Genomic DNA, 23,705 nt, shown 5'->3' on the forward strand with positions numbered 1-23,705 from the left:
TTGACCCGGGCGTGGGGGGGGCTGTTGGTCCCCCCCCTCCCAACCCCCCCCCCCACCACCGGAGGACAAGCTCGACCACCGGAGAACAAGCCCAATCACCGGCGGGCAGGGTCAGCGGTCCACGTACAGATCGATCATGAGCTTTGCCGACGGGTCCACGGCGTACCCGGAAAAGTCGCTGACTCCGCGTTCGCGCAGCAGTTCCTCATCGATGATGGCCTGGCCCGTGAGTTCCCGGCTGTCAGTGGTGAGGATGGCGTGCGCAGCGTCGGCCATGATCGAGGCGTGCCGGGACCTGCGGATCATCTCCGCCCCGCCCAGGATGTTGGCCACCGCGGCCGTGGCGATGGTGGTGCGCGGCCACAGGGCGTTGGACGCCACGCCCTGCGCGGCAAACTCGGCGGCGAAGCCCAGTGCCGTCAACGTCATCCCGTACTTGGCCAGCGTGTAGGCAGGGTTGGCACCGAGCCACTTGGGACTGAAGTTCATCGGCGGGCTCAGCGTGAGGATGTGCGGGTTCGCAGCCTCGAGCAGGAACGGCAGGGCGGCCTTGCTGAGCATGAACGTGCCCCGGACGTTGACGTCCTGCATGAGGTCGTAGCGCTTGGGCGTGACCTTCAGCGTGCCGTCCAGGGAGATCACGCTGGCGTTGTTGACCACGATGTCGATCCCGCCGAAGGTGTCCACGGCCTGCGCCACGGCCGAGGCTATCGTTTCGTCGTCCCGGACATCGCCCACCACGGCCAGCACCTTCCCACCGGCGGCCTCAATGGCGGCAGCCGCCGTGTGGATGGTGCCTTCCAGCCGGGGGTCGGGGGCGTCGGTCTTGGCAATCAGCACCACGTTGGCACCGTCCCTGGCCGCCCGCTCGGCAATGGCCAGGCCAATTCCGCGCGAACCGCCCGACATCAGCATGGTTTTGCCCGCAAGGCTCCCCCGCGACAGGGGACCGGGGGCACCCGGGCCGCCCTCCGGCGTCGTGCTTCCAACATTCTCAGATGTTCCGGTCATGGCCCCTCCAATACGGTTCGCGCAGCTCGCGCTTCAAGATTTTCCCTGTCGCATTGCGCGGCAGTTCCTGTACAAAGTCCACCGAGGTGGGGCACTGGTAGTGGGCCAGGCGGTCCCGGCAGAAGTCGATGATCTCCGCTTCCCCCACCGTACTGCCCGCGGCCCGGACCACCACGGCCTTGACGGTCTCAACCCATTTGGGGTCGGGGACGCCGATGACTATTCCCTCGTCCACGCCGGGGTGGGCCATGAGCACGTTTTCCACCTCGGGGCTGTAGATGTTTTCGCCCCCGGAGATGATCATGTCCTTGAGCCGGTCCACCATGAAGATGTAGCCGTCCGCGTCCATGCGCCCGATGTCGCCGGAGCACAGGAAGCCGTCCGTCGTGAACGCGGCCTCCGTGGCATCGGCCTTGTTCAGGTAGCCCTTCATGTTCTGTCCGCCGCGGATTTGCAGCTCCCCGATGGTTCCCGGCGGCAGGACCTCGTGTGTGACGGGATCGGCGATCCGGATTTCCAGCCCCGGCAGCGCCCGCCCCACCGACTGCAGCACCTCCGGGCGCGGCGGGTTGCGGTGGTCTGAGTCCTGGAGCATGGTGCCGATCCCGGACATTTCCGTCATGCCGAACACATGCGCCAGCTCGGTGTCCGGCCAGGCGGCGAGCGTCTTCTCCAGCAGGGGAAGCGGCATGGGCGATGAGCCGTAGGCAATCTTTTTCAGCGGGGCGAACGCGGCCGCCACCTGCCCGCCCGCGCCCAGCACGGCGTGGATGACAGCCGGGACCAGGAACGCGAAGCGGGCGCCCTGCCCGATCGCCTTGATCATTGACGGGCCCGAGGGGTCTCGCAGGTAGATGCTGCTTGCACCGGCGTAGATCCCGGCCTGAAAGTAGCACGATCCGCCCACGTGGAACATGGGCATGCCCACCAGGTTCACGTCCCCCGGCACCATCTGGAATCCGGCGTTGGCCACCTCGCTGTGCACATTGACGCTGCGGTGCGTGAGCTCCACACCCTTGGGCTTTCCCGTGGTTCCGGAGGTGTACATGACAAGCACCGTGTCATCCGGTTGCACGTCTTCATGGACGACGCCGTTGCCTCCCTCCGCTGTTTCGCCGGCCGGCGCTTGGCCTGTGGCCAGGAACGGTTCGTATTCGTCGTTGTCGCCGCCGATGGCCACGGTGCGCGGCATCTCGACTTCCGCGCCCGCGGCGTCGATGACTGCCTTGAGGTCAGCGCCGTGGAACACCAGCTTGGGGGCCGAGTCCGCCAGGATGTAGGCGAGCTGGCCAGGTGCCAGCCGGAAGTTGCCCACCACGGTTCCGGCACCCAGGGCCGCCGCGGCAAACGTAAGTTCCACGATCGCCAGGTGGTTCAGGTCGAAGGTCAGGATGCGGTCCCCGCGCCTGATGCCGGCGCGGTGCAGGGCGTCCGTAAGCTGCTGGATGCGCCCCTGCCACTGGGCCCAGGTGTAGCTCGAATCGCCAAAGACCACCGCGTTTTCATCGGGTCGGTGCCGCGCCCAGTGGTTCAATCTGTCCTGCAGGAAGACCGGCGGGGCAAGGGTGTCCAGCGTCATGAAAGGCCTTTCAGTGGGCCGGCGTCGCTGCCGGCGTGAACGAAGGTGAGAGAGCGTTGGGGAAATGGGCCCCAAATGTGAGGGAGGGTTTGGCCGGTGATTGAGCTTGTCGAAATCCTTGTGCCTCGACAGTCTCGACAAGCTCGACCAGCGGGGCCGCGGTTAGTCGGGGAGGTGCCAGGACGGTTTCCTGCGTTCCAGGAATGCGGCCATGCCCTCCCTTGCTTCCGGGGTGGTGAAGAGGCGGGAGGAAAGTTCCATCATTTGCTCCGCACCCGCATCGAGGGCCGCGAGCATGGTGGCGGCGGCCATTTTCTTGCTTACGGCCAGGCCCTGCGGGGAGCCCTGCCGGATGCCGGCCAGGATGGGTTCCAGAGCGGCGTCAACATCATCGGCGGCTACCGTGATGAGCCCGCAGGCCTCCGCAGCCGCGGCGTCGAAGGAATCACCCGTCAGGTAGTAGCGCGAGACGGCCCGGCTGTTCATGCGCGGCATGGTGGTCAGGGAGATGATGGCCGGGCCCAGCCCGATCCGCACCTCGGAAAAGGCGAAGGTCGCCGCCGTATTGGCCGCCACAATGTCGCAGGCACCCAGGATGCCCAGCCCGCCCGCCCGGGCCACGCCGTCGATCCTTGCCAGGACGGGAACGGGCACCGTGAGGATGGTGCGCAGGATCGTCACGAGGTCATGGGCACCGGCCTCGACGCCGTGCGCGCCGGCCTCCTTCAAGTCCGCACCTGCACAGAAGACGTTGCCGGTGTGGGTCAGCACAATTCCGCGCACAGCGCCGGAAGCGGCCGCACCGGCCGCCTGTTCCAGCCCCGCCACAAGCTCGCCCACCAGTTGGCGGGACAGGGCGTTACGGTTGCCGGGCGAATCGAGCGTCAGCGTGGCAATGCCGTCGGCAACCGCGTAGTGGACAAGTTCAGCAGCCATGTATCAGTAGCTCTTGGGCAGGCCGAGCGAGTGCTGGGCCACGAAGTTCAGCACCATTTCGCGGCTCACGGGCGCCACCCGGCCAATGCGGGCCAGGCCCAGCATCTGCGCCAGGCCATATTCGCGGCTCAGCCCGTTGCCGCCCATGGACTGGATGGCCACGTCCAGGGCGTTGATGCTGGCCTCGGCGCCGGAGTACTTGGCCATGTTGGCGGCTTCCCCCGCGGCCAAGTCCTCGCCGGCGTCGTACAGGGCTGCGGCCCGGAGCATCATGAGCCGGCTCAGCTCCACCTCGATGTGGGCCTTGGCCAGAGGATGCGCAATGCCCTGGTGGGCGCCGATGGGCTGGCCCCAGACCTCGCGTTCCTTCACATACTCCACGGCCTTGTTGATGGCGTAGCGGCCGGTGCCCACGGCAATGGCCGAGGCCATGATGCGTTCCGGGTTAAGCCCGGCAAACAGGGCCTCCAGGGGAGCATCGGCGCCGCCCACCAGGGCACTGGCGGGAAGGCGGACATCGTCCAGGAACAGCAGGTACTGCTTCTCCGACTCGATGATGTCCATCTCCACCTCCCGGTATTCAAAGCCGGGGGTTTCGCGGGGCAGCACGAACATGGCCGGGCGCAGGCGTCCGCTGCGTTCGTCCACTGTGCGTGCCACGATCAGCACGTAGTCGGCGTTGTTGACGCCCGTGACGAAGACCTTGCGGCCGTTGAGCACCCAGCCATCCCCGTCGCGGCGGGCCACGGTGGAGATGTTGTGCGAGTTGGAGCCGGCGTCGGGCTCGGTGATGCCGAAGGCCATGACGATGGAGCCGTCGGCAAAGCCGGGCAGCCACTCCTGTTTCTGTTCCGCCGTGCCGTATTTGGCAATGATGGTGCCGCAGATGGCCGGGGACACCACCATCATGATCATGGAGGCGCCCAGGGCGGAGGATTCCTCCAGCACGGCGGCGAGTTCGTAGATGCCCTGCCCGGCGCCGCCGTATTCCTCCGGCACGGAGACGCCCAGGAAGCCGGCCTCGCCGAGCTCCGTCCACAGCTCGCTCATGCTCTCGCCGGCCCGGGCGTGCTTGGTGGCGTATTCGTGGCCGTAGCGGCCCACAATGTCACGCACCGCGGACCGCAGGGCCTGCTGCTCTTCAGTTTCAACAATGTTCATCCAGTTCTCCTCATTGAGTTGCCCAGTCATTGAATTCGTCTTATCCGGCTGCGTTGACCACGGCCAGCACCATGCCCACATCCACGTTTTGCCCCACTGCCACGGGCAGTTCCGCCACCACCCCGTCCGCAGGGGCGCCAACGGTGTGCAGCATCTTCATGGCTTCCAGCACCAAGAGCGGCTGGCCCGCGGTGACGGTTTCGCCGGCCTGCACATGCACGGCAACCACGGCGCCGGGCATGGGCGCGGTCAGCGATCCCTCCGCCACAGCCAGGCTCGGGTCGCTGAAACGCTCCACCTCGGTGAAGGTGACGGATCCGCCGTCGCCGTCCACCTCAATGGCGTTCCCGAAGTGGGCAATGTGCCACGTGCGCACCAGCCCGTCCACCTCCAGGCTCACCCGGCCCGGGCTGAGATGGACGACGCCGGTTCCCCCGAAGCCTTCCGCCTCCAGTCCGTGCCGGGTCAGGGCGTAGCGGATGGCGTGTTCCCCTGCCGGCCCCGACAGGGTGGCGGAGTGCCGCATTGAGGGCAGGTTCCGCCAGCCGCTGGGCATGCCGCCCAGCACCGTGGCTTGTTCCCGGCGCAGTGCTGCCGCGGCGAGCGTGGCTGCGAGCGCGGCCAGTTCTTCCTCGTCGGGCCCGGCCACGGGGGCAGCCAGTGTCTCGAGTCCGTGCGTGGGCAGGAAGGCGGTGTCGGTCTCCCCGGCTGCGAAGGCTGTATGGCGCAGGATGTTCACCAGCAGGTCCCGGTTGGTGCGCACGCCGTGGATGCGGGCCGTGGTCAACGCCTTGGCGAGAGTGCGTGCTGCCTCGGTGCGGTTGGGCGCCCAGGCGATGAGCTTGGCCAGCATGGGGTCGTAGTGGATGGACACCGTGGATCCTGCCGCCACGGCGGAATCCAGCCGCAGCCCGCGCCCGCGGATCGGCAGGGCGAAGGGTTCCGCCAGCCCGTCCACCTCAAGGCGCCGCACGGTCCCGGTCTGGGGCGCCCAGCCCGCGGCCGGGTCCTCGGCGTAAAGGCGCACCTCGATGGCGGCGCCCCCTGCAAGCATCGCGGGCGCCGGCGGCTGCTCCGCCGGCAGCCGCCCGCCGTCGGCCACCTCCAGCTGCAGTGCCACGAGGTCCAGGCCGGTGGTGCATTCGGTGACGGGGTGTTCCACCTGCAGGCGTGTATTCATCTCAAGGAAGTAGAAACTGCCGGACTCGTCGGCCAGGAACTCCACCGTCCCGGCGCCCACGTAGTTGACGGCCTTGGCCGCGGCCACGGCCGCCCCGAACAGCTTCTCCCGCATGCCGGGCGTGCGTTCCACGAGCGGCGAGGGCGCCTCCTCCACCACCTTTTGGTGGCGGCGCTGGATGGAGCATTCGCGCTCCCCCACGGCCCACACCGTGCCGTGGGAATCCGCCATGAGCTGGACCTCCACGTGGTGGCCTGTCTCCAGGTACGGCTCGCAGAAAACGGTGCCGTCGCCGAAGGCGCTCGCAGCCTCGGTGCGTGCAGCCTCCAGCTCTCCCGGCAAGTCGGCCAGGGTGCGGACGATCCGCATGCCGCGCCCGCCGCCGCCGGCCGAGGCCTTGATGAGCACGGGCAGCTGCGCCTCGGTGACCGTGGCGGGGTCCAATTCGGTCAACACGGGAACTCCCCCGGCGGCCACCAGGAGCTTGGACTCAATCTTGGAGCCCATGGAGTCGATGGATTCAGGTGAGGGGCCGATCCACACCAGCCCTGCGGCCTGGACTGCCCGGGCAAAGCCGGCGTTCTCTGACAGGAAGCCGTAGCCGGGGTGGATGGCGTCGGCTCCGGCCCGCAGCGCGGCGGCAATGATGAGGTCCCCGCGCAGATAGGTGTCTGCGGCGGCCGTCCCGGGCAGGTGGACAGCGGTGTCCGCGTCCAGGACAAAGGGGGCTCCGGCGTCGGGCGTGGAATGCACGGCCACGGTGGCGATGCCGCGCTCGCGGCAGGAGCGGAAGACGCGGCGGGCAATCTCGCCGCGGTTGGCTACCAGTACGGAATTGATGGTCATGGGTGGCTCACATCCGGAAGACGCCGAAGCCCTCGGCGCCCTTGATCGGGGTGGTGGCGATGGCGGAAAGGGCCATTCCCAGCACGGTGCGGGTGTCGCGGGGGTCGATGATGCCGTCGTCGTACAGCTTGCCGGAGAGAAAGGTGGGCAGGGATTCGGCCTCGATTTGGGCCTCGACGGCGGCGCGCATCAGGGCGTCGGCGTCTTCGTCGAAGTCGCGGCCCGTGGAAGCCGCGGCGGCCCGGCCAACGATCGACATGACGCCGGCCAGCTGCGCGGCCCCCATGACGGAGGAGCGCGCGCTGGGCCAGGAGAACAGGAAGCGGGGGTCGAAGGCGCGTCCGCACATGCCGTAGTGGCCCGCCCCGAAGGAGGCGCCCATGAGGATGGACAGGTGCGGGACGGTTGAGTTGGAGACGGCGTTGATCATCATGGAGCCGTGCTTGATGATGCCGGCCTGCTCGTATTCCTTGCCCACCATGTAGCCGGTGGTGTTGTGCAGGAACAGCAGCGGGGTGTTGGCCTGGTTGGCGAGCTGGATGAACTGCGCAGCCTTTTGCGCCTCCTGCGAGAACAGCACGCCGCGGGCGTTGGCCAGGATGCCCACGGGGTGGCCGTGGATGCGGGCCCAGCCGGTCACCAGGGAGCTGCCGTAGAGGGCCTTGAATTCGTCGAAGTCGCTGCCGTCCACCACACGGGCAATGACCTCGCGGGGGTCGAAAGGGACCTTCAAATCGCCGGGCACGATGCCGAGGAGCTCCTCCTCATCCATCAGCGGGTCCACGGCGGGCGCCGGGGCCGCACCTTTTTTAACCCAGTTGAGCCGGGCCACAATCCGTCGCCCGATCCGCAGCGCGTCCATCTCATCCAGGGCGTAGTAGTCGGCCAGGCCGGAGACGCGGGCGTGCATGTCGGCGCCGCCCAGGGACTCGTCGTCGGACTCCTCACCCGTGGCCATCTTGACCAGCGGTGGCCCGGCCAAAAATACCTTGGAGCGTTCCTTGATCATGACAATGTGGTCGCTCATGCCGGGGACGTACGCACCTCCCGCCGTGGAGTTGCCAAACACGAGCGCGATGGTGGGGATGCCGGCGGCGGAGAGCCGGGTGAGGTCGCGGAACAGCTTGCCGCCGGGGATGAAGATTTCGCTCTGCGTGGGGAGGTCGGCGCCGCCGGATTCCACGAGCGAGATGACGGGCAGCCGGTTCTCCCGGGCGATGTCCAGGGCGCGGAAGATCTTCCTTGTGGTGTACGGATTGGAGGTGCCGCCCTTGACCGTGGCCTCGTGTGCAATGATCATGCACTCCACGCCCTCCACCACGCCAATGCCACTTACTGCGCTGCCGCCCACATGGAACCTGGTGCCCCAGGCGGCCAGTGCGGACAGCTCCAGGAACGGGGAGTCGCGGTCCACGAGCATTTCCACCCGTTCCCGGGCCAGCAGCTTGCCGCGCTTGCGGTGCCTGGCCACGGCATTCTCGCCGCCGGCCGCCAGGACCTTGGCGTATTCGCCGTCGAGCTCTGCCAGCTTTTCCTCCATGGCTTTTCTGTTGGCCAGGAACTCCGCGCTGTGCGGGTCTATTGTGGTGCGCAACGCTGTCACAGAAATTCCTCCGGGATGTCGAGGTGGCGGGCACGGAGCCATTCACCCAAAGCTTTGGCCTGCGCGTCGAAGCGGGCGTTTGAGGCAACGCCCTCCCCGAGCAGGCCACGGATCACAAAATTCACGGCGTGAAGGTTCGGCAGCACATGCCGTTCCACCTCCAGCGTTTTAGTTTCGGGCAGCAGCTCCCTGAGCTTGTCCACGGTGAGGGTGTTCACGAGCCAAGGCCAGGCGTCCCCGCGCTCCACCCACACACCCACGTTGGCGTCGCCGCCCTTGTCACCGCTGCGCGCCGCCGCGACGCGCCCCAGTGGGGCACGCGCCGTCGTGCTTTGTTCTGGCAAGGGCGGGAGCGCCGGTTCCTCCACAGGGGCAAGGGCGACGGCGGCCGGCACAGTTGCGCTGTGGGGCGGGACTTCCAGCGTGGTGCCGTCGGGCAGCGTGACCAGGTGCGGAACTTCTGTGGCCGGCACCCAGCCGGGCGTGTAGACGCCGTAAGGGACGGCGTCTCCGGGCGGGGCGGTCAGGTGGAAGCCGGGATAGCTGGCCAGGCCGATCTGGACGGCGGCGTTGGAGAAGGCCCGGCCCACCAGTTTGGGGTCCTGGCCCCTGGCCACGCAGTGCAGGAAGGCGCTGGCCTCCTCTTCCGTGGCGGCGTCCTCGCGGTCGGTGCGGGCAAGCGTCCAGCTGGTGCCTTCGGGGACGTGCTTCCCAATCTGGCCTTGGATGAGGGCGGCCTTTTTCTCAATGTCCAGGCCGGTCAGGACGAAGGTGACCTCGTTGCGGAAGCCGCCCAGGGCGTTGATGGAGACCTTCAGGGTGTCCGGCGGGGCCTCGCCGCGGACGCCGGACAGGCGGACACGGTCAGGGCCTGCATCCTCCAGGGCGATGGAGTCCAGGCGCAGCACGGCGTCGGGGCCGCCGTAGCGGGCACCGGTGATTTCGTAGACCAGCTGGGCCGTGACGGTGCCTGTTGTGACGGCGCCGCCGGTTCCGGGGTGCTTGGTGATGGTGCTGGAGCCGTCTTTTTCTATCTCCGCAATGGGGAAGCCGGGGCGGTGCATGTCCTGGATCGAGTCGAAGAAGGCGTAGTTGCCGCCCGTGGCCTGTGTGCCGCATTCGATGACGTGCCCGGCCGCCATGGCCCCGGCGATTTCGTTGTAGTCCGTCTCTTTCCAGCCAAAGTGGTGTGCTGCGGCGCCCACCACCAGGGAGGCGTCAGTGACTCGGCCGGTCACCACGATGTCCGACCCGGCCTTGAGCGCCGCGGCGATACCCCAGCCGCCCAGGTAGGCGTTGGCGGAAAGGGGCTGTCCGTTGCAGGTTTTCAGGCCGAGTTCTTCGGCGCGGTCAATGAGGTCATCGCCATGGACATACGCAATTTTTGTCTCCACGTTGAGGGTCCCTGCCAGTTCCCGCAGCTTCTCGGCCAGTCCTGCCGGGTTGAGCCCGCCGGCGTTGACCACAATCTTGATGCCCTTTTCCATGGCAAGGGCAAGGCTGTCAGCCATCTCGGCCAGGAAGGTCTTGGCGTAGCCGGTTGAGGGGTCCTTGGCGCGGTCGCGGGCCAGGATGAGCATGGTGAGCTCGGCCAGGTAGTCGCCCGTGATGACATCCACGGGGCCGCCCTCCAGCATTTCCCTGAAGGCGCCGGCCCGGTCTCCGTAGAAGCCCGAGGCATTGGCCACGCGCAGAACGCTCATGGGGTGGATCCTGTTGCAGCCGCCGCGAGCGGCTGCCGCCCCTCCCCGGGCGGGCCGGCAAAGGCCTGCACAATGTCCAGCCATTGGTTGGCATTGGGGCCGGCGGCCGTCACGGACAGCTCGTCGCGGTGCCGGCGGCGGGTGGCGAGCAGGCAGAAGTCCTCGGCGGGGCCGGTGACCTTCTCGACGGCGTCCTCGGGGCCCCAGCTCCAGCTCTCCCCGGCCGGACCTTCCAGTTCAATCCGGAACTCTTCCTCCGGCGGGCTCAGCCTGTTGGCCTTGAACGCGAAGTTGCGGGTGCGCACTGCCAGGTGGGCAATGTGGCGCAGCCTGTCCGTTGGCTCGCGGGTGGCGCCCAGGGCATCGGCAATGTCCTGCCCGTGCGCCCACGTTTCCATGATGCGCGCCGTGGCCATGGAAGTGGCAGCCATGGGCGGGCCGAACCAGGGCAGGCGGGCACCCTCGGCGACCCCGCGCAGGGAAGCCGCCATCCGGCGTCGTCCTTCCCTCCATGCGGCCAACAATTCGGCAGGCGGAAGCGTTGCAAGTTTCGCGGCGGCGCCGTCAATCGTGGTTTGGCCCGAACGGAGCGCCCCCAGCAGGGCGTCAAAGGCCGCGGTGTCCCCGTTGGCGGCGGCCGCGGCGTCTGCCACTGCCGCGTCGGTCCAGGCCAGGTGGCCGATCTGGTGGGCGATGCTCCACCCCGGCGACGGCGTGACCAGGGCCCAGGCACGCTCCGGCAGCTGGGCCACGAGGGCGTCCAATACCGCGGATTCCGCCTCGACGTCGTCCAGGACCGCTGCCAAACCGACCATGCTGAAACTCCCTTGTTACCGCGCAGTACATTTAGGAACAGTATGTGATGCGTGTCATAAAAAAGCAAGCATGCATGATTGTTTCAATTCGTGCTAGCGTCCCTTTGTGAGCAGAACCGTGATTGAACCCCAGCAGGACCGCAGCCGTGCCACGCGGGACCGGCTGCTGGAAAGTGCCGTGACGCTGCTGTCGGAAACGGGCTGGAACAACACCACTGTCAGCACTGTGGCCGCCCATGCAGGGGTTTCCCGTGGCGCCACACAGCACCACTTCCCCACCCGCGACGACCTCTTCACGGCGGCCATCGAGCACATGACAGTGGCCCGGGTGGACGAGGTCAAGGCCGCGCTCGCTGCGCACGGGGACGGCCCCGCCCCGGTGCGCGAGGTCCTGGAATCGATCATCAGCCTGTACACCGGCCCCTTGTTCAAGGCGGCCCTGCAAGTGTGGACCGCCGCCGCCGTGGATCCTGCCGTGCGCAGGCACATCATCCCGCTGGAGCAGGTGGTGGCCCGCGAGGCGTTCCGGTTGGCCGCGTCGCTGCTGGGCATCGACCGTGAGAACCCGCGGCTGCGTGCCATCGTTGCCGCCACCTTGGACTTGGGCCGGGGGCTGGGCCTGGCCAACATCCTCACCGACGACGCCGACCGCCGCACCTGGGTGCTGGACGCCTGGTGCACCGAGCTCGAGGCCATCATCGCGGCCGAGTCCCCCTCCCCCTAAGACGCTCCCTCACTTTCCGGCCCCTTTCCCCCAACGCTGCATCACCAAACGGCGTGTTTTCCCCAACGCTGCATCACCTCCCGGCAGGCTGCCCCTGTGCCGGATAGAATCATCCACGATGCCATTGGGGCATTTGGTGGCGGCATTGAAACGGGCAGCGCATGGGCACAACAGGTGAAATGGCAGCTTCAGGATCCGAGTCCTCAGGCGGAGGATCTTCCGGAACCAAGGTCCTGATCAGCCTCGCCGCGGCGGTCATTGTCCTGATCGGCCTGAGCCGCATTTCCTCGATTGTGGGGCCGGTCTTCCTGGCGCTGGTGCTGACCATTTGCGTCTACCCCATCAAGCAGCGCCTCACGGCCCGCGGCGTCCCGCCAGTCCTCGCCGGCATGGCCACCATCCTGTCCGTCTACGCCATGATCGGCGCCCTCGTGGCCTCGCTGTGGGTCTCCGCCGTCCAGCTCACCCGGCTGCTGCCCCAGTTCGCCCCGCAGATTGGCGAATTGCGCTCGGACATCCAGGTTTTCCTGCACGACACCCTGGGCATCGGCGACGACCAGGTCCGCGCACTCGTCAACTCCATCGACCTGCGGGTCCTGTTCGACACGGCCTACAACCTGCTGGGCAGTGCCATGAACGTGGGCTCGGGCCTGGTGTTCCTGCTGCTGCTGGTCATGTTCATGAGCATCGATGCCACATACTTCCCCACCATCCTTGCCGTGGTGAAGCAGAAGCGTGCGCCGGTGGTGGAGGCGCTGGGCAACTTTGCCAAGCTTTCGCGGTCCTTCATGATCATGACAACCGTCTTTGGTGCGATCGTTGCCGCCCTGAACCTGGCGCTGTTGCTGATCCTGGGGGTGCCGGGCGCTGGCCTGTGGGCGCTGCTGTCCTTCGTGTGCGGCTTCATCCCGTTCATTGGCTTCTGGATCTCCTTGGTGCCGGCCGCCATCATGGCCCTGTTGGCCGGCGGCCTGCCCACCTTCATCGGAGTGGTGGCCTTCTACGGGGTCATCAACTCCCTGATCCAGTCCATCATCCAGCCCAAGTTCGTCTCCGGCTCGGTCAACCTGAACATGACGTTGACGTTCCTGTCCGTCATCTTCTGGTCGGCACTGCTTGGCCCCCTGGGCGCCCTGATGGCCGTGCCGTTGTCGCTGTTCGCCCGGGCCATCCTGGTGGACTCCCACCCGGAAGCGGCTTGGCTGCGGCCATTCATTGGCGACGTCAACGAGTCCAAGGCAATGCTGGCTTCCCAGCGCGCGGCGGCCAAGGCGGCAAAGTCCAAGACGCCAAAGGCTGACAAGTCCAAGGCCGCGCAGCCCAAGCCCTGACAGACCCCGCATCACATAACGTCCCCTTTTGGCGAACGCTGCAGCAACCAAGTGGTGCCGCGTCCGTCAAAAGGCGACATCAAGTGATGCGGCGTTCGCCAAAAGGCGACATCAAGTGATGCCGCGTCAGAAGGGAGGTGGCGGGGGCTATTGGAGGTTGGAGGTCAGCCTGGCCGCGCTGTCCCAGAACTTCTCCATGGCCGGGCGCTTGACCCAGTCTGCCAGGTCCAGCTCGCGGCTGTTGGCCCGGTAGCCGTCCTCGATCCCCCGCAGCTCCTGGACAAATTCGCGGCTGTGGATCAGCACCGAAATCTCCATGTTCAGCGAGAACGACCGCACATCCATGTTGGAGGAGCCAATCACCGCCACCTCGGAGTCGATGCTGAAGTGCTTCGCGTGCAGCACCTCGGGCGCGCGGTACAGGTAGATCTTCACCCCGGCCCGCAGCAGGGCCTCGTAGTAGGACCGCTGGGCGTGGTAAACCAGCGCCTGGTCGCCAATCTCCGACACGAACAGCTCCACGGACAATCCCCGGCCGGCCGCAGTGATCATGGCCAGCAGGACCGAATCCTCGGGCACAAAGTAGGGACTCGTGATGCTGACACGCTCGTTGGCCTGGTGGATCATGGCAACGAAGAGCTTCAAGTTGTTGTCATTTTCAAAGCTGGGCCCGCTGGGCACCACCTGCGCGTCGACGCGGTGCGGCGCCGGGTCCAGCACCACGGGCGAGGTGTCCAGCACCAGCAGTTCGTCGCTCTCGCTGAACCAGTCCGTGACGAAGACGGCATCGAGTTCGCGCACGGCGGGCCCGTGGATGCGCATCATGAGCTCGTGCCAGCGCAGCCCGCGCGCAATGTTCTTCTTCTTGTTGTAGCTCTCGTGCACCAGGTTTTGCGAGCCGGTGAAGCCCACCAGGCCGTCCACCACCAGCAGCTTGCGGTGGTTGCGCAGGTCAATCCGCTGCCAATGCCCCTCCCAGGGCCGCAGCGGCAGCATCGCGTGGTACTCGGCGCCCATCTCCGCCAGCCTGGCCAGCGTTTCCTTGCGCCCCGGGTTCATCAGGGAGGCCAGGTGGTCGCTGAGCACCCGCACCGTCACTCCCCTGGCCACGGCGCGCGCCAGCGCATCGAAGAAGGGCCGTGTGGCGTCGTCGTGCACCAGGATGTAGAACTCCACGTGGACGTAGTGCTGCGCCCGGTCAATCTGCTCCGCCATGGCCGCAATGGAGCCGTGGTAGTCCGGGAGAAGTTCGACGTCGTTGCCTCCCACCATGGGCAGCGCACCGAGGGCGCTGTTGAGGGTCACCAGGCCCGGCAGGCCCTGCGGCCACTCGTCCCGGTGGCTGAGCTGGTCAAAGCCCTCGGTGCGTTCCAGGATCAGCTCATTGACATGCTTTTGCTTGTCCCGCCGGGCCTTGGGCAGCCGGGAGAAGCCCACCAGCATGAACGCCACGAGCCCCACATAGGGGACAAAGATGATGGTGAGCATCCAGGCGATGGCCGTGGCCGGGCGGCGCCGGGCCGAAATGTAGGCCACGGCGAAGGCACCGAGGATGACGTGCCCGGCAAGGAAGATCCACGCCCAGGTCTCCGGATCAATCAAAAGCTGTCCCCTTGCTGCTCGAGTTGCCCGCTACAAAATGTCAAAGGCGGTGCGGGCTCGCATGGAGTCCGCACCGCCTTCGCTGATCCTACCGTTTAGTGCCAGGCCTGCTTGCTCAGGCGAGGGCCTTTGCCTTCAGCTGCGCGTATTCGGCATCCGTGATGGTGCCCGCATCAAGCAGTGACTTGGCTGCCGCGATCTGGTCCGCGGGGCTCTGGGTGCCGGCCACGCGCCGCAGGTACTCCTCGGTGTGCTGCTGCGCGGCGGCAGCGGCCTCGTGGTTGCGCCGGGCCATGCCGCCGCCCCGGACAATCAGGTAGACGAGGGCCGAAATGTACGGCGCCACCAGCAGGACGAATATCCACAGGGCCTTGACCCAGCCGGAGAGGGAATCGTCGCGGAAAATATCGGCAACGATTTGGAAGAGCAGAATCAAGTAAGCCAGGAAAAAGAACGCGATGGTTATGGACCAGAATACTTCTAAGAACTGCATTGATTATCCCCACATGTTTGCCCCGCCGGGACGTGGTGTTTCCGGCGGGATATATTTCATTGCAGCCTGTTGGCTGTTCCGCCAGAATAGCAGCCCGCAATGGCGGACCGGCATGAATGATTCACTTGTTGCCCGAATGCCTACGTCACTGCACCGCGGGGTTTTTGAAATTGGTGGCCAGCTCAATCAAGAGGCGCGCACCAAAGGCCGTGGGTCCTCGCGGAATCCACCTGGTGGTGGCCGGTGCCTGTGCTGTGCCGGCAATGTCTATGTGGGCCCAGGGAGTTCCATCCACAAATTCCTGCAGGAACAATCCGGCCGTGATTGATCCGGCATTCACGCCGCCAATGTTTTTCATGTCGGCAATGTCGGAATCAAGGTCGGAGCGCAGGCCGGGCGGCAGCGGCAGCCGCCATACTTGTTCATCTGTGCTGGCCGCCGCTGATTCGACCTGGGACAAAATGTCCTCATTGTTGCCCATGACCCCGGCAATTTCGGTTCCGAACGTCCGCAGGCAGGCTCCCGTCAGGGTGGCTATGTCCACAACCGCGTCAACTCCCGCTTCCACCGCCAGCACCAGGGCATCCATCATCACCAGTCGCCCCTCGGCGTCTGTGTTGAGCACCTCCACTGTCTTGCCGCCACGGGTGACCAGGACGTCGCCAAGCTGCATGGCTGAACCCGAGGGCATGTTGTCGGTGCACATCAGGTAGCCGGTGACTTCCGCCTGGCAGCCAAGTTCGGCCAGCGTGCTCATGGCGGCGAGGACGGTGGCCGCACCGGTCATGTCGTTCTTCATCTGCGAGTGGGACAGGTCCCCCGGCTTGAGGCTGATTCCACCGGAGTCGTACATGATGCCCTTGCCCACCAGGCCAAGATGGCCGGTGGGGGTGCCGCTGGGCCGGTAGCGCAGCACCACCATGCGCGGCGGCTCCACCGAGCCCTGGTTGACGCCCAGAATGCCCCCGCAGCCAAGGTCCTGCAGCTGTGCCTTGTCGAACACCTCAACCTCTAGCCCCGTTTCCGCGCCAAGGGCCACTGCGGTTTCGGCCATGCGCGTGGCGGTGAGCATTCCTGCCGGGCAGGTGGCCAGGTCCCGGGCCAGCAGCGTTGCACCGGCGGTGATGCTTCCGCGCTTGGCGCCGGCCTGCACGGCAGGCACTTCGGCCGCAGTTGTCACAAAGACCAGTTCCTGGACCCTGGCGCTCACCGCCGGGGTGGTGCGCAGGTCAAAGTGGTAGCGCGCCAGCAGGACACCTTCAACGAACGCCGCCGCGGCAACACCCAGGTCCAGGCCGGGCAACTGCGGCAGGTGGACGGCCAGCCGCCCGCTGTTTCGCACTGCGGAGGCGAAGGCCGCGGCGGCGTCACGCACGCCTGCGGCGTCAAGGCTGCCCATGGCGCCGATTCCCACGGCAACCATGGGCGCGGAGCCGCCAGGAACCAGGAGCGCCGAGCCAACCTTCGCCGCGAACCCGGCCTTGGCGAGCTCTGATTCGTCGAGCCCCAGCATTCCGGGCACGGGGGCGTCCAACGGGACAAGTACGGCAACGGCGTCGACGTCAACGGGTCCCTCCGGGACGGCGCGAACAACAAACGGAGCCTCGCGGGAGGGAATGACACTGGTGGCGCTCATGGCTGGGGGCCTTTCTCAAAGCTGTTGGTCATCGGATTACATGTTTACGGGTGCGCCGGGCCCCCAGGGGATGCCGAGCAGGAACCAGGCCGCAAAGATCACTGTCCATGCGATCAGCAGCCACATGGTGTACGGAATCATCAGGGCGATGACGGTGCCGATCCCTGCGTCCTTCTTGTAGCGCTGGGCCACAGTGACGATGAAGGGCATGTAGACCATCAGCGGTGTCAGCACGTTCATGGGTGAATCACCCACGCGGTATGCCGCCAACAGGGTTTGCGGGGCCACATCGAGCGAGGCGAAGATGGGCAGGAAGATTGGGGCGAAGATGGCCCATTTGGGCACCAGTCCCGGCAGGATGATGTCCAGCACAAAGATCACCACGATGAAGGCGATCAGCAGCAGCACCGCCGGGATGCTGGCCCGCTCCAGCAGGTGCGCAGCCTCCACGGCAGCAACGGTGGGAAGGTTGGTCCAATTGAACAGGGCGATGAACTGGGAGATCATCAGGAACATCACCAGCAGCCCGCCGAGGCTGGCGAACGTCTTGGTGATGGCACCCACCACCTCATTGCCGCCGCGAAGCGTCTTGGCCCCCAGCCCATAGAAGATGCCGCAAATGAGAAACGCCAGGGAAATGATGAAGATCAGGCTGGCCATGAACGGCGTGGCCCCGATCAATTCACCTGTCGCCGTGTCGCGCAGGGGTGCCCCCGGCGGCAGGGATATGGCAAGAACGCCCACCACGACCGCCAGGAAGGCCCACAAGGCGAAGCGCAGGCCGCGGGCCTCAGCTGCCTCGTCGACAGTTTCCTCGGAGTTGGCGGCGAGGGGGTCGGCCAGTTCGTACTTGCCCAGCCGGGGTTCAACAATCTTGACGGTGACAAGGACTGCAACCAGTGTCAGCAGAATTGAGCAAACAATGCCGAAGTAGAAGTTCGCGGTGACTGCCAGCGGGGCCGCACCAATGTTGCCCAGCGCCTCATTGGTAATCTCGGTCATCATTGAGTCGGTGGGCGTGATCAGGACGTTGACGCCGAAGATGGCACCAACACCGGCAAAGGCCGCAGCCATGCCGGCCAGCGGATGCCTGCCCACCGAAAGAAACGCAGCCGCGGAGAGTGGAATCAGGATCAGGTAACCGGCGTCGGAGGCCACGGAGGAGATTACGCCAACAAAGATCAGAATGAAGGCCAGGGACCAACGCGGGGCCACCTTCACGATCTTGCGGATCAGCGCCGCCATGAGGCCGGCATGCTCCGAAACGCCAACACCACCCATGGCGATCAGGACCACGGCCACCACACTGAAGCCAGCGAAGTTGTCAACGAAGGAAGAAAAGAACACCTGTAGTCCATCTCCGGAGAGCAGGCTTTTAACCTCAAATGTCTGCATCGACACCGTGTAATCCGGCAGGGTTACCGCTTGGCCGGTGGCGGTGTCGAAGGGGACAAGGGTTCCGCCGAGTGCGTCATTGAGGTGCTGGAGCTGTTCCACCGGAACCGGGGTCATGACTTCTTCGGTGACCTTGACGTTGGCCCACGACAGCAACGCCGAGAGAACGGCAATGAAAGCTATCAGGTAGACGAACATGATGGTGGGGTTGGGAATCTTGTTGCCCAGCCGCTCAATTGAATTGAGGAACTTGCTCGATTCCTGCTCGGCTCCCTTGCCTCCGGCCTTTGGTTTCGCCGCTCCACTGGGCGTAGTTGCTGACATCGAGACTCCTCAACTTTTTGAAGCGTGGCAGCCTTGCCTGTGTCGGTTGGCCGGTGCAGATCTAATGGCCCAACAGTAAATTGGCAGCCCATCAAATACAAGTATTGCCCCAATTGCAGGAATAGCGCGCAGGCCGCCGGACAATTGTGAACCCGCGCCGTTCTTTGGTGGCTTTGGTTGGCGCACACGTCCACGTTCACTACTGTGGGCCTATGAGTCAAATAGCAATCATGCTTGCAATTCTGACAATCGCGGTTGTCATATTCGTGTGGAATAAATTGCCCGTTGAAATTGTGGCAATTGGTGTTTCGCTGGCACTTTTTGCCACCGGAATCATCGGAATTGATGATGCATTCTCAGGTTTTGGCTCCCAAACGGTGGTGCTGATCGCCGCATTGTTTGTGGTGGCCGAAGCCATCGACGCCGCAGGAATCACCACGTGGATGGGCGGGCTGCTGGTCAGGTTTGCCGGCAGCAGCCGGCCCAGGCTTCTGGTCCTGATCATGCTGTTTACGGCACTGTTGACCGCCGTCATCAGCGTCAACGGCGCCGTGGCTGCCCTGCTTCCCATGGTGGTGGTCCTGGCCGTGCGGCTGGGCCGTGAACCCGGGCAGCTGCTCATGCCCATGGCCTTTGCCGCCCACGCGGGGTCGCTTCTGGTGTTGACGGGTTCTCCTGTGAACATCCTCATCCTCGAAGCGGCAATCGATGCCACGGGCAACGGCATTGGCTTCTTTGAATTTGCCCTGGTGGGCCTGCCCCTGCTGGCCGGAACAGTGCTGCTCGCCATCTGGCTGGGTCCGCGGCTGTTGCCCCGCCGCACCCCCGAGGAATCACCCAAGGACCTTAGTAGCCACCCCGCAGTGATCCTGGGCCACTACTGGCCCGGCGAGCATGAGCTTGCCCGGCTGCTGGTGCCCCTGGGCAGCCCCCAGGCCGGCCGCCCCCTTGCCGGGGTTCTTCCGGACACGAGCGGAGAGGTCCACCTGCTCACTGTCCAGGATGAGGCGGGGCGGCCGATGCCGGCCGAGACCCTGGAGCCGGGGAACTTCCTGGTGGTCCGGGGGACTTCGGCGGCCATCGCGGAGTTTGCCGGGGAAAACGGCCTGGAGGTGGAGGCCGGGAGGGACGGCGGCGTTGCCTGCGGGCTCGTCAGCAAATCCTTTGGCGTGGCAGAGGTTCTTGTTGCCCCCAGGTCGAACCTCATCGGCACGGACGCCTACCCCGGCATGATCACCGAAAGCGGCTCCCTGGTGGTGCTTGCCCACCAACGCGCCGGCGGGACCGTCGATGCGGCACAGAACCCGAAGCGTGCCGGCCGTGGCGCCCGCGTCAAGGCCGGCGACTCGCTGCTGCTGCAGGGCAGCTGGGCTGCGCTGGACAAGCACACACTGGATGCCAATGTGCTGCTGGTGGACTCCCCCGACGCCATCCGCCGGCAGACGGTGCCACTGGGACCGGGGGCTGTTCCCGCACTGGCCATCCTGGCCGCCATGGTGGTGCTGATGACCACGAACCTTGTGCCGGCGTCGGTCGCGGCACTCCTTGCCGCCATGGCCATGGTGCTGTGCCGGGTGGTGACCGTGGGCCAGGCCCACCGCTCCATGGCCTGGCAGACCTTGATCCTGGTCGCCGGTATGATCCCGCTGTCGGCCGCCATCACCAAGACCGGCACGGCCAAGATGCTGGCCGACGGCATTGTCACCCTGACCGGAGGAGGGAGCCCCTACCTGCTGCTGGTCGGCATCTTCCTTGTCACGGCCGTGCTGGGCCAGCTCATCAGCAACACCGCAACAGCCCTGATCATCATCCCCATCGCACTGTCCGTGGCGGCGGAGGCGGGCCTGTCCCCCATCACCGTGCTGATGTGCGTCAGCGTGGCGTCCGCAGCGGCACTGCTGACGCCCATTGCCACCCCGGCCAACATGATGATCATGCGACCGGCCGGCTACAGGTTCGGCGACTACTGGAAATTCGGCGCCGCCATCATGGCCCTGTACCTGCTGGTGGCGGTGTTCCTGGTGCCGGCAATCTGGCCGCTGTAGACGCTCTAGCCGCGGCGGCACCGTGCCCGGGCATGCAGAAAACCCCCGGCCTGTGGGGCCGGGGGTTTTCTTTGGAGTTGCGGGGACAGGATTTGAACCTGTGACCTCCGGGTTATGAGCCCGGCGAGCTACCGAACTGCTCCACCCCGCGATGTGTTTATTACACTACCGCCCGTTGGCCCGCAAGCCAAACTGTGGGCACGTGACGTTCATCTCCTGTGCCAGCCTGTCCCACAAAGCAAAGCGGGGCCCGGCCGCCGTGTGGCGACCGGACCCCTCATCTCAGCCTGTGGAAGGCACGACGGCGGCGCTAGGGTTGCGCGCTCGGCGTCGGCGTTGCCGTCGGGGCCGGCGTTGCGGTGGCCCCTTCGGCGGCGAGGGCGGCCTTGAGGGCGGCTTCCAGGGCCTTCTGTGCATCGCCATAGGCGGCGAAGTCACCCTTGGCCAGGGCGGCCTGGCCGTCCTGCAGGGCCTTGTTGGCGTCATTCAGGGCCTTGGTCAGGGCGGGGTTGCTGCTGGCGGCCGGAGGCTTGCTTCCGTCCGTGGAACTTCCACCGCTCCCCTGGCCCTTGTCCACTCCCGCATCACCGGCTGCTGCGCCGGAGTCGCCGCCGAACAGTGCGTCCAGGGCCTCGTTCAGCGTGTCTGCATAGCCAATCTTGTTGCCAAAGGCCACCAGGACCTTCTGCAGCGTGGGGTAGGACGTTGATCCCGTGGACTTGACGTAGACAGGCTGGACGTAGAGCATGCCGCCGCCCATGGGCAGCGTCAGCAGGTTGCCGTTGATGACGTCGGACTGGCCCAGCTTGAGCACGTTCAGCTGCTCCGAAACTGAAGTGTTCGACTGGAACGTGTTCTGCACCTGTCCCGGGCCGGGAACTTGGGTGGCGTCGGGCAGCTCGAGCAATTGCAGCTTGCCGTAGTCGGGGCTCTTGACGCCCTTGACGTTGCCGGCGTCGCCGTTGGCGGCCATGAAGCCGTACAGGATGTTGCGCGAGTCCGTGTTCTGGACTTCCTGGGGGATGAAGTCGGTGGTCAGCGAGAATGCCGTCTTGTCCTTGCCCGGCATTTTCAGTGACAGGTAGTACGGCGGCTGCTTGTCCACGGCCTTGGTGGTGGGATCGTCCGGGACGCTCCAGGCCAGGGTGTTCTTGAAGAAGTTGGTGGGATTCGTGACGTGGTAGCGGCCCAGGAGTTCACGCTGGACCTTGAACAGGTCTTCCGGGTAGCGCACGTGGGCCATGAGGTCACCGGACATTTCCGTGAACGGCTTCACCGTTGTGGGGAACACCTTCTGCCATGACTTCAGGATGGGGTCCTCGGCGTCCCAGGCGTACAAGTCCACTGAGCCGTCGTAGGCATCCACTGTGGCCTTGACCGAGTTGCGGATGTAGTTCACGGAGGTGTTGGGCAATGCGCCGGCGCCACCATTTGCCGTCAGGGAGTCGGTGGTGGCCTCCTGCAGCTGCTGCTGCTGTGAGTACGGGTAGTAGGAGCTCGTGGTGTAGCCGTCCACAATCCACTTGACCTTGCCGTCAACGATGGCCGGGTACGGGTTCCCGTCGAGTGTCAGGTACGGGGCAACCTTGGCCACGCGCTCGGCAGGGGTGCGGTCGTAGAGGATCTGCGACTTTTCGTTGACGCCGTTGGTCAGCAGAAGGTCGGTGGACTGGAACTTCAGCGCGTACATGACGCGGTTGAACCAGTTGCCCAGGTTGGGGCCTGCATCGCCGGTAAAGGTTGTCAGCGCCTCGGAGGCAGGATCGTCGTCTCCGCTGGTGGTGGAGCTGCCCTGCGGGCGGTCCAGCTCGATGGGGTCGGTCCCCTCGGGCGCACCCACGATGGAGTAGTCAGTGGTTGACTGGCCAAAGTAAATGCGCGGCTGGTAGCTGGTATCGGTGCCCAGCACACCGGTTGAGGGCACCCCTGACTGCATGAACTCGGGCTTGCCGTCGGCGGTGACCTTGTTGCCGTAGGCAGCCACCACACCATAGCCGTGCGTGTAGACCAGGTGCTGGTTGTACCAGCTCTGCTGGTTCGGGTTGATGCCCTCGGGGTTCAGTTCGCGCACCGCAATGACGGCATCCTGGACCTTGCCGTCGATCGTGTAGCGGTCCACGTTCAGAGTCTTGGGGAACTTGTAGTACGGACGGAACTGTTCCAGCTGTGCGAACGTCGAGGAGATCAGGTTCGGGTCCAGAAGGCGGATGTTGGCCGCAGTGTCGGCATCCTGGCGCAGGGCGCCGGCTTCGGCCGTGGTGGTGGCGTTGTACGGGGTGACTTCCATGTTGGAAAGGCCGTAGGCGTCGCGGGTCATGTTGATGTTGCGCTCAATGTAGGGCAGCTCCACGTTGCCCTCAGAGGGCTTGACCTGCCACTCCTGAACGGCCCAGGGGTAGATGCCGCCGGCCACAATGGCGGTGACAACCAGCATGCCGGTGCCGATGAGGGGCAGCTTCCACTTGCCGATGAAGGCGGCAACGATGAACAGGATGGCCACGATGAGCGCGGCAGCGGCCAGGATGGCCTTGGTGGGAATGACGGCGTTCACATCGGTGAACATGGCGCCGGCACGGTAGCCTCCGTTGTCCTGCAGCGTGGCGAAGCGGCCCAGCCAGAAGTTGGCGCCCAGCAGCAGCAGGAACACCCCGGCCATGATGGCGATGTGGATCTGCGCCTGGCGGGAGGTGAAGATGCCCCGCTCGGTCAGGCGGATGGCACCGTAGAGGTAGTGGGTGAGGAGCCCGGCGATGAAGGCAATCACTGTGGCGCTGATGAGCATGCCCACCACGAAGCCAAGGAACGGCAGGGTGTTGGTGTAGAAGCTGATGTCCAGGCCGAACTGGGGGTCGGTGGACCCGAAGGGCTCCCGGTACAGGAACAGCATGACCTTGTCCCACTGGGCCATGGCGGCTGTGCCGGCAAACAGGCCGAAGACCACGGGGACGCCAATCATGACGACGCGGCGCACCGGTTCCAGCTGCAGCTGGTAGCGGTTGAGGTTGTCCTCGCGGGCGCTGTCAGGGGCGTAGACGGGCCGGGCCTTGTAGGCGGCGCGAATGGAGAAGTACACGGCCAGGGCCATGACCAGGAAGGCTGCCAGGAAGATCAGCAGCTTGGCGACCTTCTCCGTCCAGAACACCCCGGTGAAGCCGAGCTGGTTGAACCACAGGAAGTCGGTGTAGGTCCCGGAGAAGATGAGCAACGCAACCACCAGGGCCGCCACCACAATGATGGTGGGCAGCAGCGCGCTGCGTTTCTTGGGCCGCACGGGCCTGCTCGGCGACGGGGATGGTCGGGATGTCACTCTCTACCTCTTTA

General features: G+C 65.7%; 16 protein-coding genes and 1 tRNA gene. 3 read left to right on the forward strand and 14 right to left on the reverse strand.

The genetic code is table 11. The features are described 5' to 3' along the window. Positions 1-111: 111 nt before the first annotated feature. From PCK14_RS04450 to PCK14_RS04485, 8 genes are all read right to left on the reverse strand, one after another. Entirely contained in the window at positions 112-1,011 is a 900-nt protein-coding gene (locus PCK14_RS04450; protein WP_269937268.1) for an SDR family oxidoreductase, read from the reverse strand. Next, positions 995-2,590, reverse strand: coding sequence for an AMP-binding protein (locus PCK14_RS04455; protein ID WP_269937269.1), 1,596 nt, complete (start codon positions 2,588-2,590; stop codon positions 995-997). The genes PCK14_RS04450 and PCK14_RS04455 overlap by 17 nt, the downstream gene beginning before the upstream one ends. 162 nt (positions 2,591-2,752) lie before the next feature. After that, positions 2,753-3,526, reverse strand: a complete 774-nt coding sequence (locus tag PCK14_RS04460) for an enoyl-CoA hydratase family protein (protein ID WP_269937270.1) — start codon at positions 3,524-3,526, stop codon at positions 2,753-2,755. A 3-nt stretch (positions 3,527-3,529) separates the two neighbouring features. Then, positions 3,530-4,687: an acyl-CoA dehydrogenase family protein gene (locus PCK14_RS04465; protein ID WP_269937271.1), complete on the reverse strand. Its 1,158-nt coding sequence runs from the start codon at positions 4,685-4,687 to the stop codon at positions 3,530-3,532. Positions 4,688-4,727: 40 nt separating this feature from the next. Continuing rightward, on the reverse strand, positions 4,728-6,713 hold the full coding sequence (locus PCK14_RS04470) for an acetyl/propionyl/methylcrotonyl-CoA carboxylase subunit alpha (protein WP_269937272.1): 1,986 nt from the start codon (positions 6,711-6,713) through the stop codon (positions 4,728-4,730). Between the two features lie 7 nt (positions 6,714-6,720). Then, complete coding sequence (locus PCK14_RS04475) at positions 6,721-8,316, reverse strand: acyl-CoA carboxylase subunit beta (protein ID WP_269937273.1); 1,596 nt, start codon at positions 8,314-8,316, stop codon at positions 6,721-6,723. Next, complete coding sequence (locus PCK14_RS04480; RefSeq protein WP_269937274.1) at positions 8,313-10,019, reverse strand: acyclic terpene utilization AtuA family protein; 1,707 nt, start codon at positions 10,017-10,019, stop codon at positions 8,313-8,315. The genes PCK14_RS04475 and PCK14_RS04480 overlap by 4 nt, the downstream gene beginning before the upstream one ends. Next, a complete protein-coding gene (locus PCK14_RS04485; protein WP_269937275.1) occupies positions 10,016-10,834 on the reverse strand; it encodes a TIGR03084 family metal-binding protein in 819 nt (272 codons plus the stop codon). Before PCK14_RS04485 ends, PCK14_RS04480 begins: the two co-directional genes overlap by 4 nt. 106 nt (positions 10,835-10,940) lie before the next feature. Here PCK14_RS04485 and PCK14_RS04490 point away from each other — a divergent pair, with 106 nt between their 5' ends. Together PCK14_RS04490 and PCK14_RS04495 are read left to right on the forward strand one after the other, a co-directional pair. Next, on the forward strand, positions 10,941-11,558 hold the full coding sequence (locus PCK14_RS04490; RefSeq protein ID WP_269937276.1) for a TetR/AcrR family transcriptional regulator: 618 nt from the start codon (positions 10,941-10,943) through the stop codon (positions 11,556-11,558). Positions 11,559-11,737: 179 nt separating this feature from the next. Then, positions 11,738-12,889 carry an AI-2E family transporter gene (locus PCK14_RS04495; RefSeq protein WP_269937277.1) on the forward strand — a complete coding sequence of 384 codons (1,152 nt, stop codon included), beginning with the start codon at positions 11,738-11,740 and terminating at the stop codon, positions 12,887-12,889. Between the two features lie 147 nt (positions 12,890-13,036). Here the strand turns inward: PCK14_RS04495 and cls are convergent, their stop codons facing one another. The 4 genes from cls to PCK14_RS04515 all read right to left on the reverse strand — a co-directional run bounded on the left by cls (position 13,037) and on the right by PCK14_RS04515 (position 18,339). Further along, positions 13,037-14,488, reverse strand: coding sequence for a cardiolipin synthase (gene cls / locus PCK14_RS04500; RefSeq protein WP_442864661.1), 1,452 nt, complete (start codon positions 14,486-14,488; stop codon positions 13,037-13,039). A gap of 118 nt (positions 14,489-14,606) precedes the next feature. Continuing rightward, on the reverse strand, positions 14,607-14,984 hold the full coding sequence (locus tag PCK14_RS04505; protein ID WP_269937279.1) for an SHOCT domain-containing protein: 378 nt from the start codon (positions 14,982-14,984) through the stop codon (positions 14,607-14,609). 145 nt (positions 14,985-15,129) lie between these two features. After that, positions 15,130-16,620, reverse strand: coding sequence for a leucyl aminopeptidase (locus PCK14_RS04510; RefSeq protein WP_269937280.1), 1,491 nt, complete (start codon positions 16,618-16,620; stop codon positions 15,130-15,132). A gap of 36 nt (positions 16,621-16,656) precedes the next feature. Next, the gene (locus PCK14_RS04515; RefSeq protein ID WP_269937281.1) at positions 16,657-18,339 is read right to left on the reverse strand and encodes an AbgT family transporter; all 1,683 of its coding nucleotides are present in this window, start codon (positions 18,337-18,339) and stop codon (positions 16,657-16,659) included. Between the two features lie 212 nt (positions 18,340-18,551). Between PCK14_RS04515 and PCK14_RS04520 the strand changes: the two genes are divergently transcribed. Next, the gene (locus PCK14_RS04520) at positions 18,552-20,384 is read left to right on the forward strand and encodes an SLC13 family permease (RefSeq protein WP_269937282.1); all 1,833 of its coding nucleotides are present in this window, start codon (positions 18,552-18,554) and stop codon (positions 20,382-20,384) included. 77 nt (positions 20,385-20,461) lie between these two features. Here the strand turns inward: PCK14_RS04520 and PCK14_RS04525 are convergent. Together PCK14_RS04525 and PCK14_RS04530 are read right to left on the reverse strand one after the other, a co-directional pair. After that, positions 20,462-20,535, reverse strand: a tRNA-Met gene (locus tag PCK14_RS04525). Positions 20,536-20,694: 159 nt separating this feature from the next. Continuing rightward, on the reverse strand, positions 20,695-23,691 hold the full coding sequence (locus tag PCK14_RS04530) for a UPF0182 family membrane protein (RefSeq protein ID WP_269937283.1): 2,997 nt from the start codon (positions 23,689-23,691) through the stop codon (positions 20,695-20,697). Between the last annotated feature and the right edge of the window lie 14 nt (positions 23,692-23,705).

This window comes from Arthrobacter sp. HY1533, from assembly GCF_027568515.1.
Lineage (GTDB): Bacteria > Actinomycetota > Actinomycetes > Actinomycetales > Micrococcaceae > Specibacter.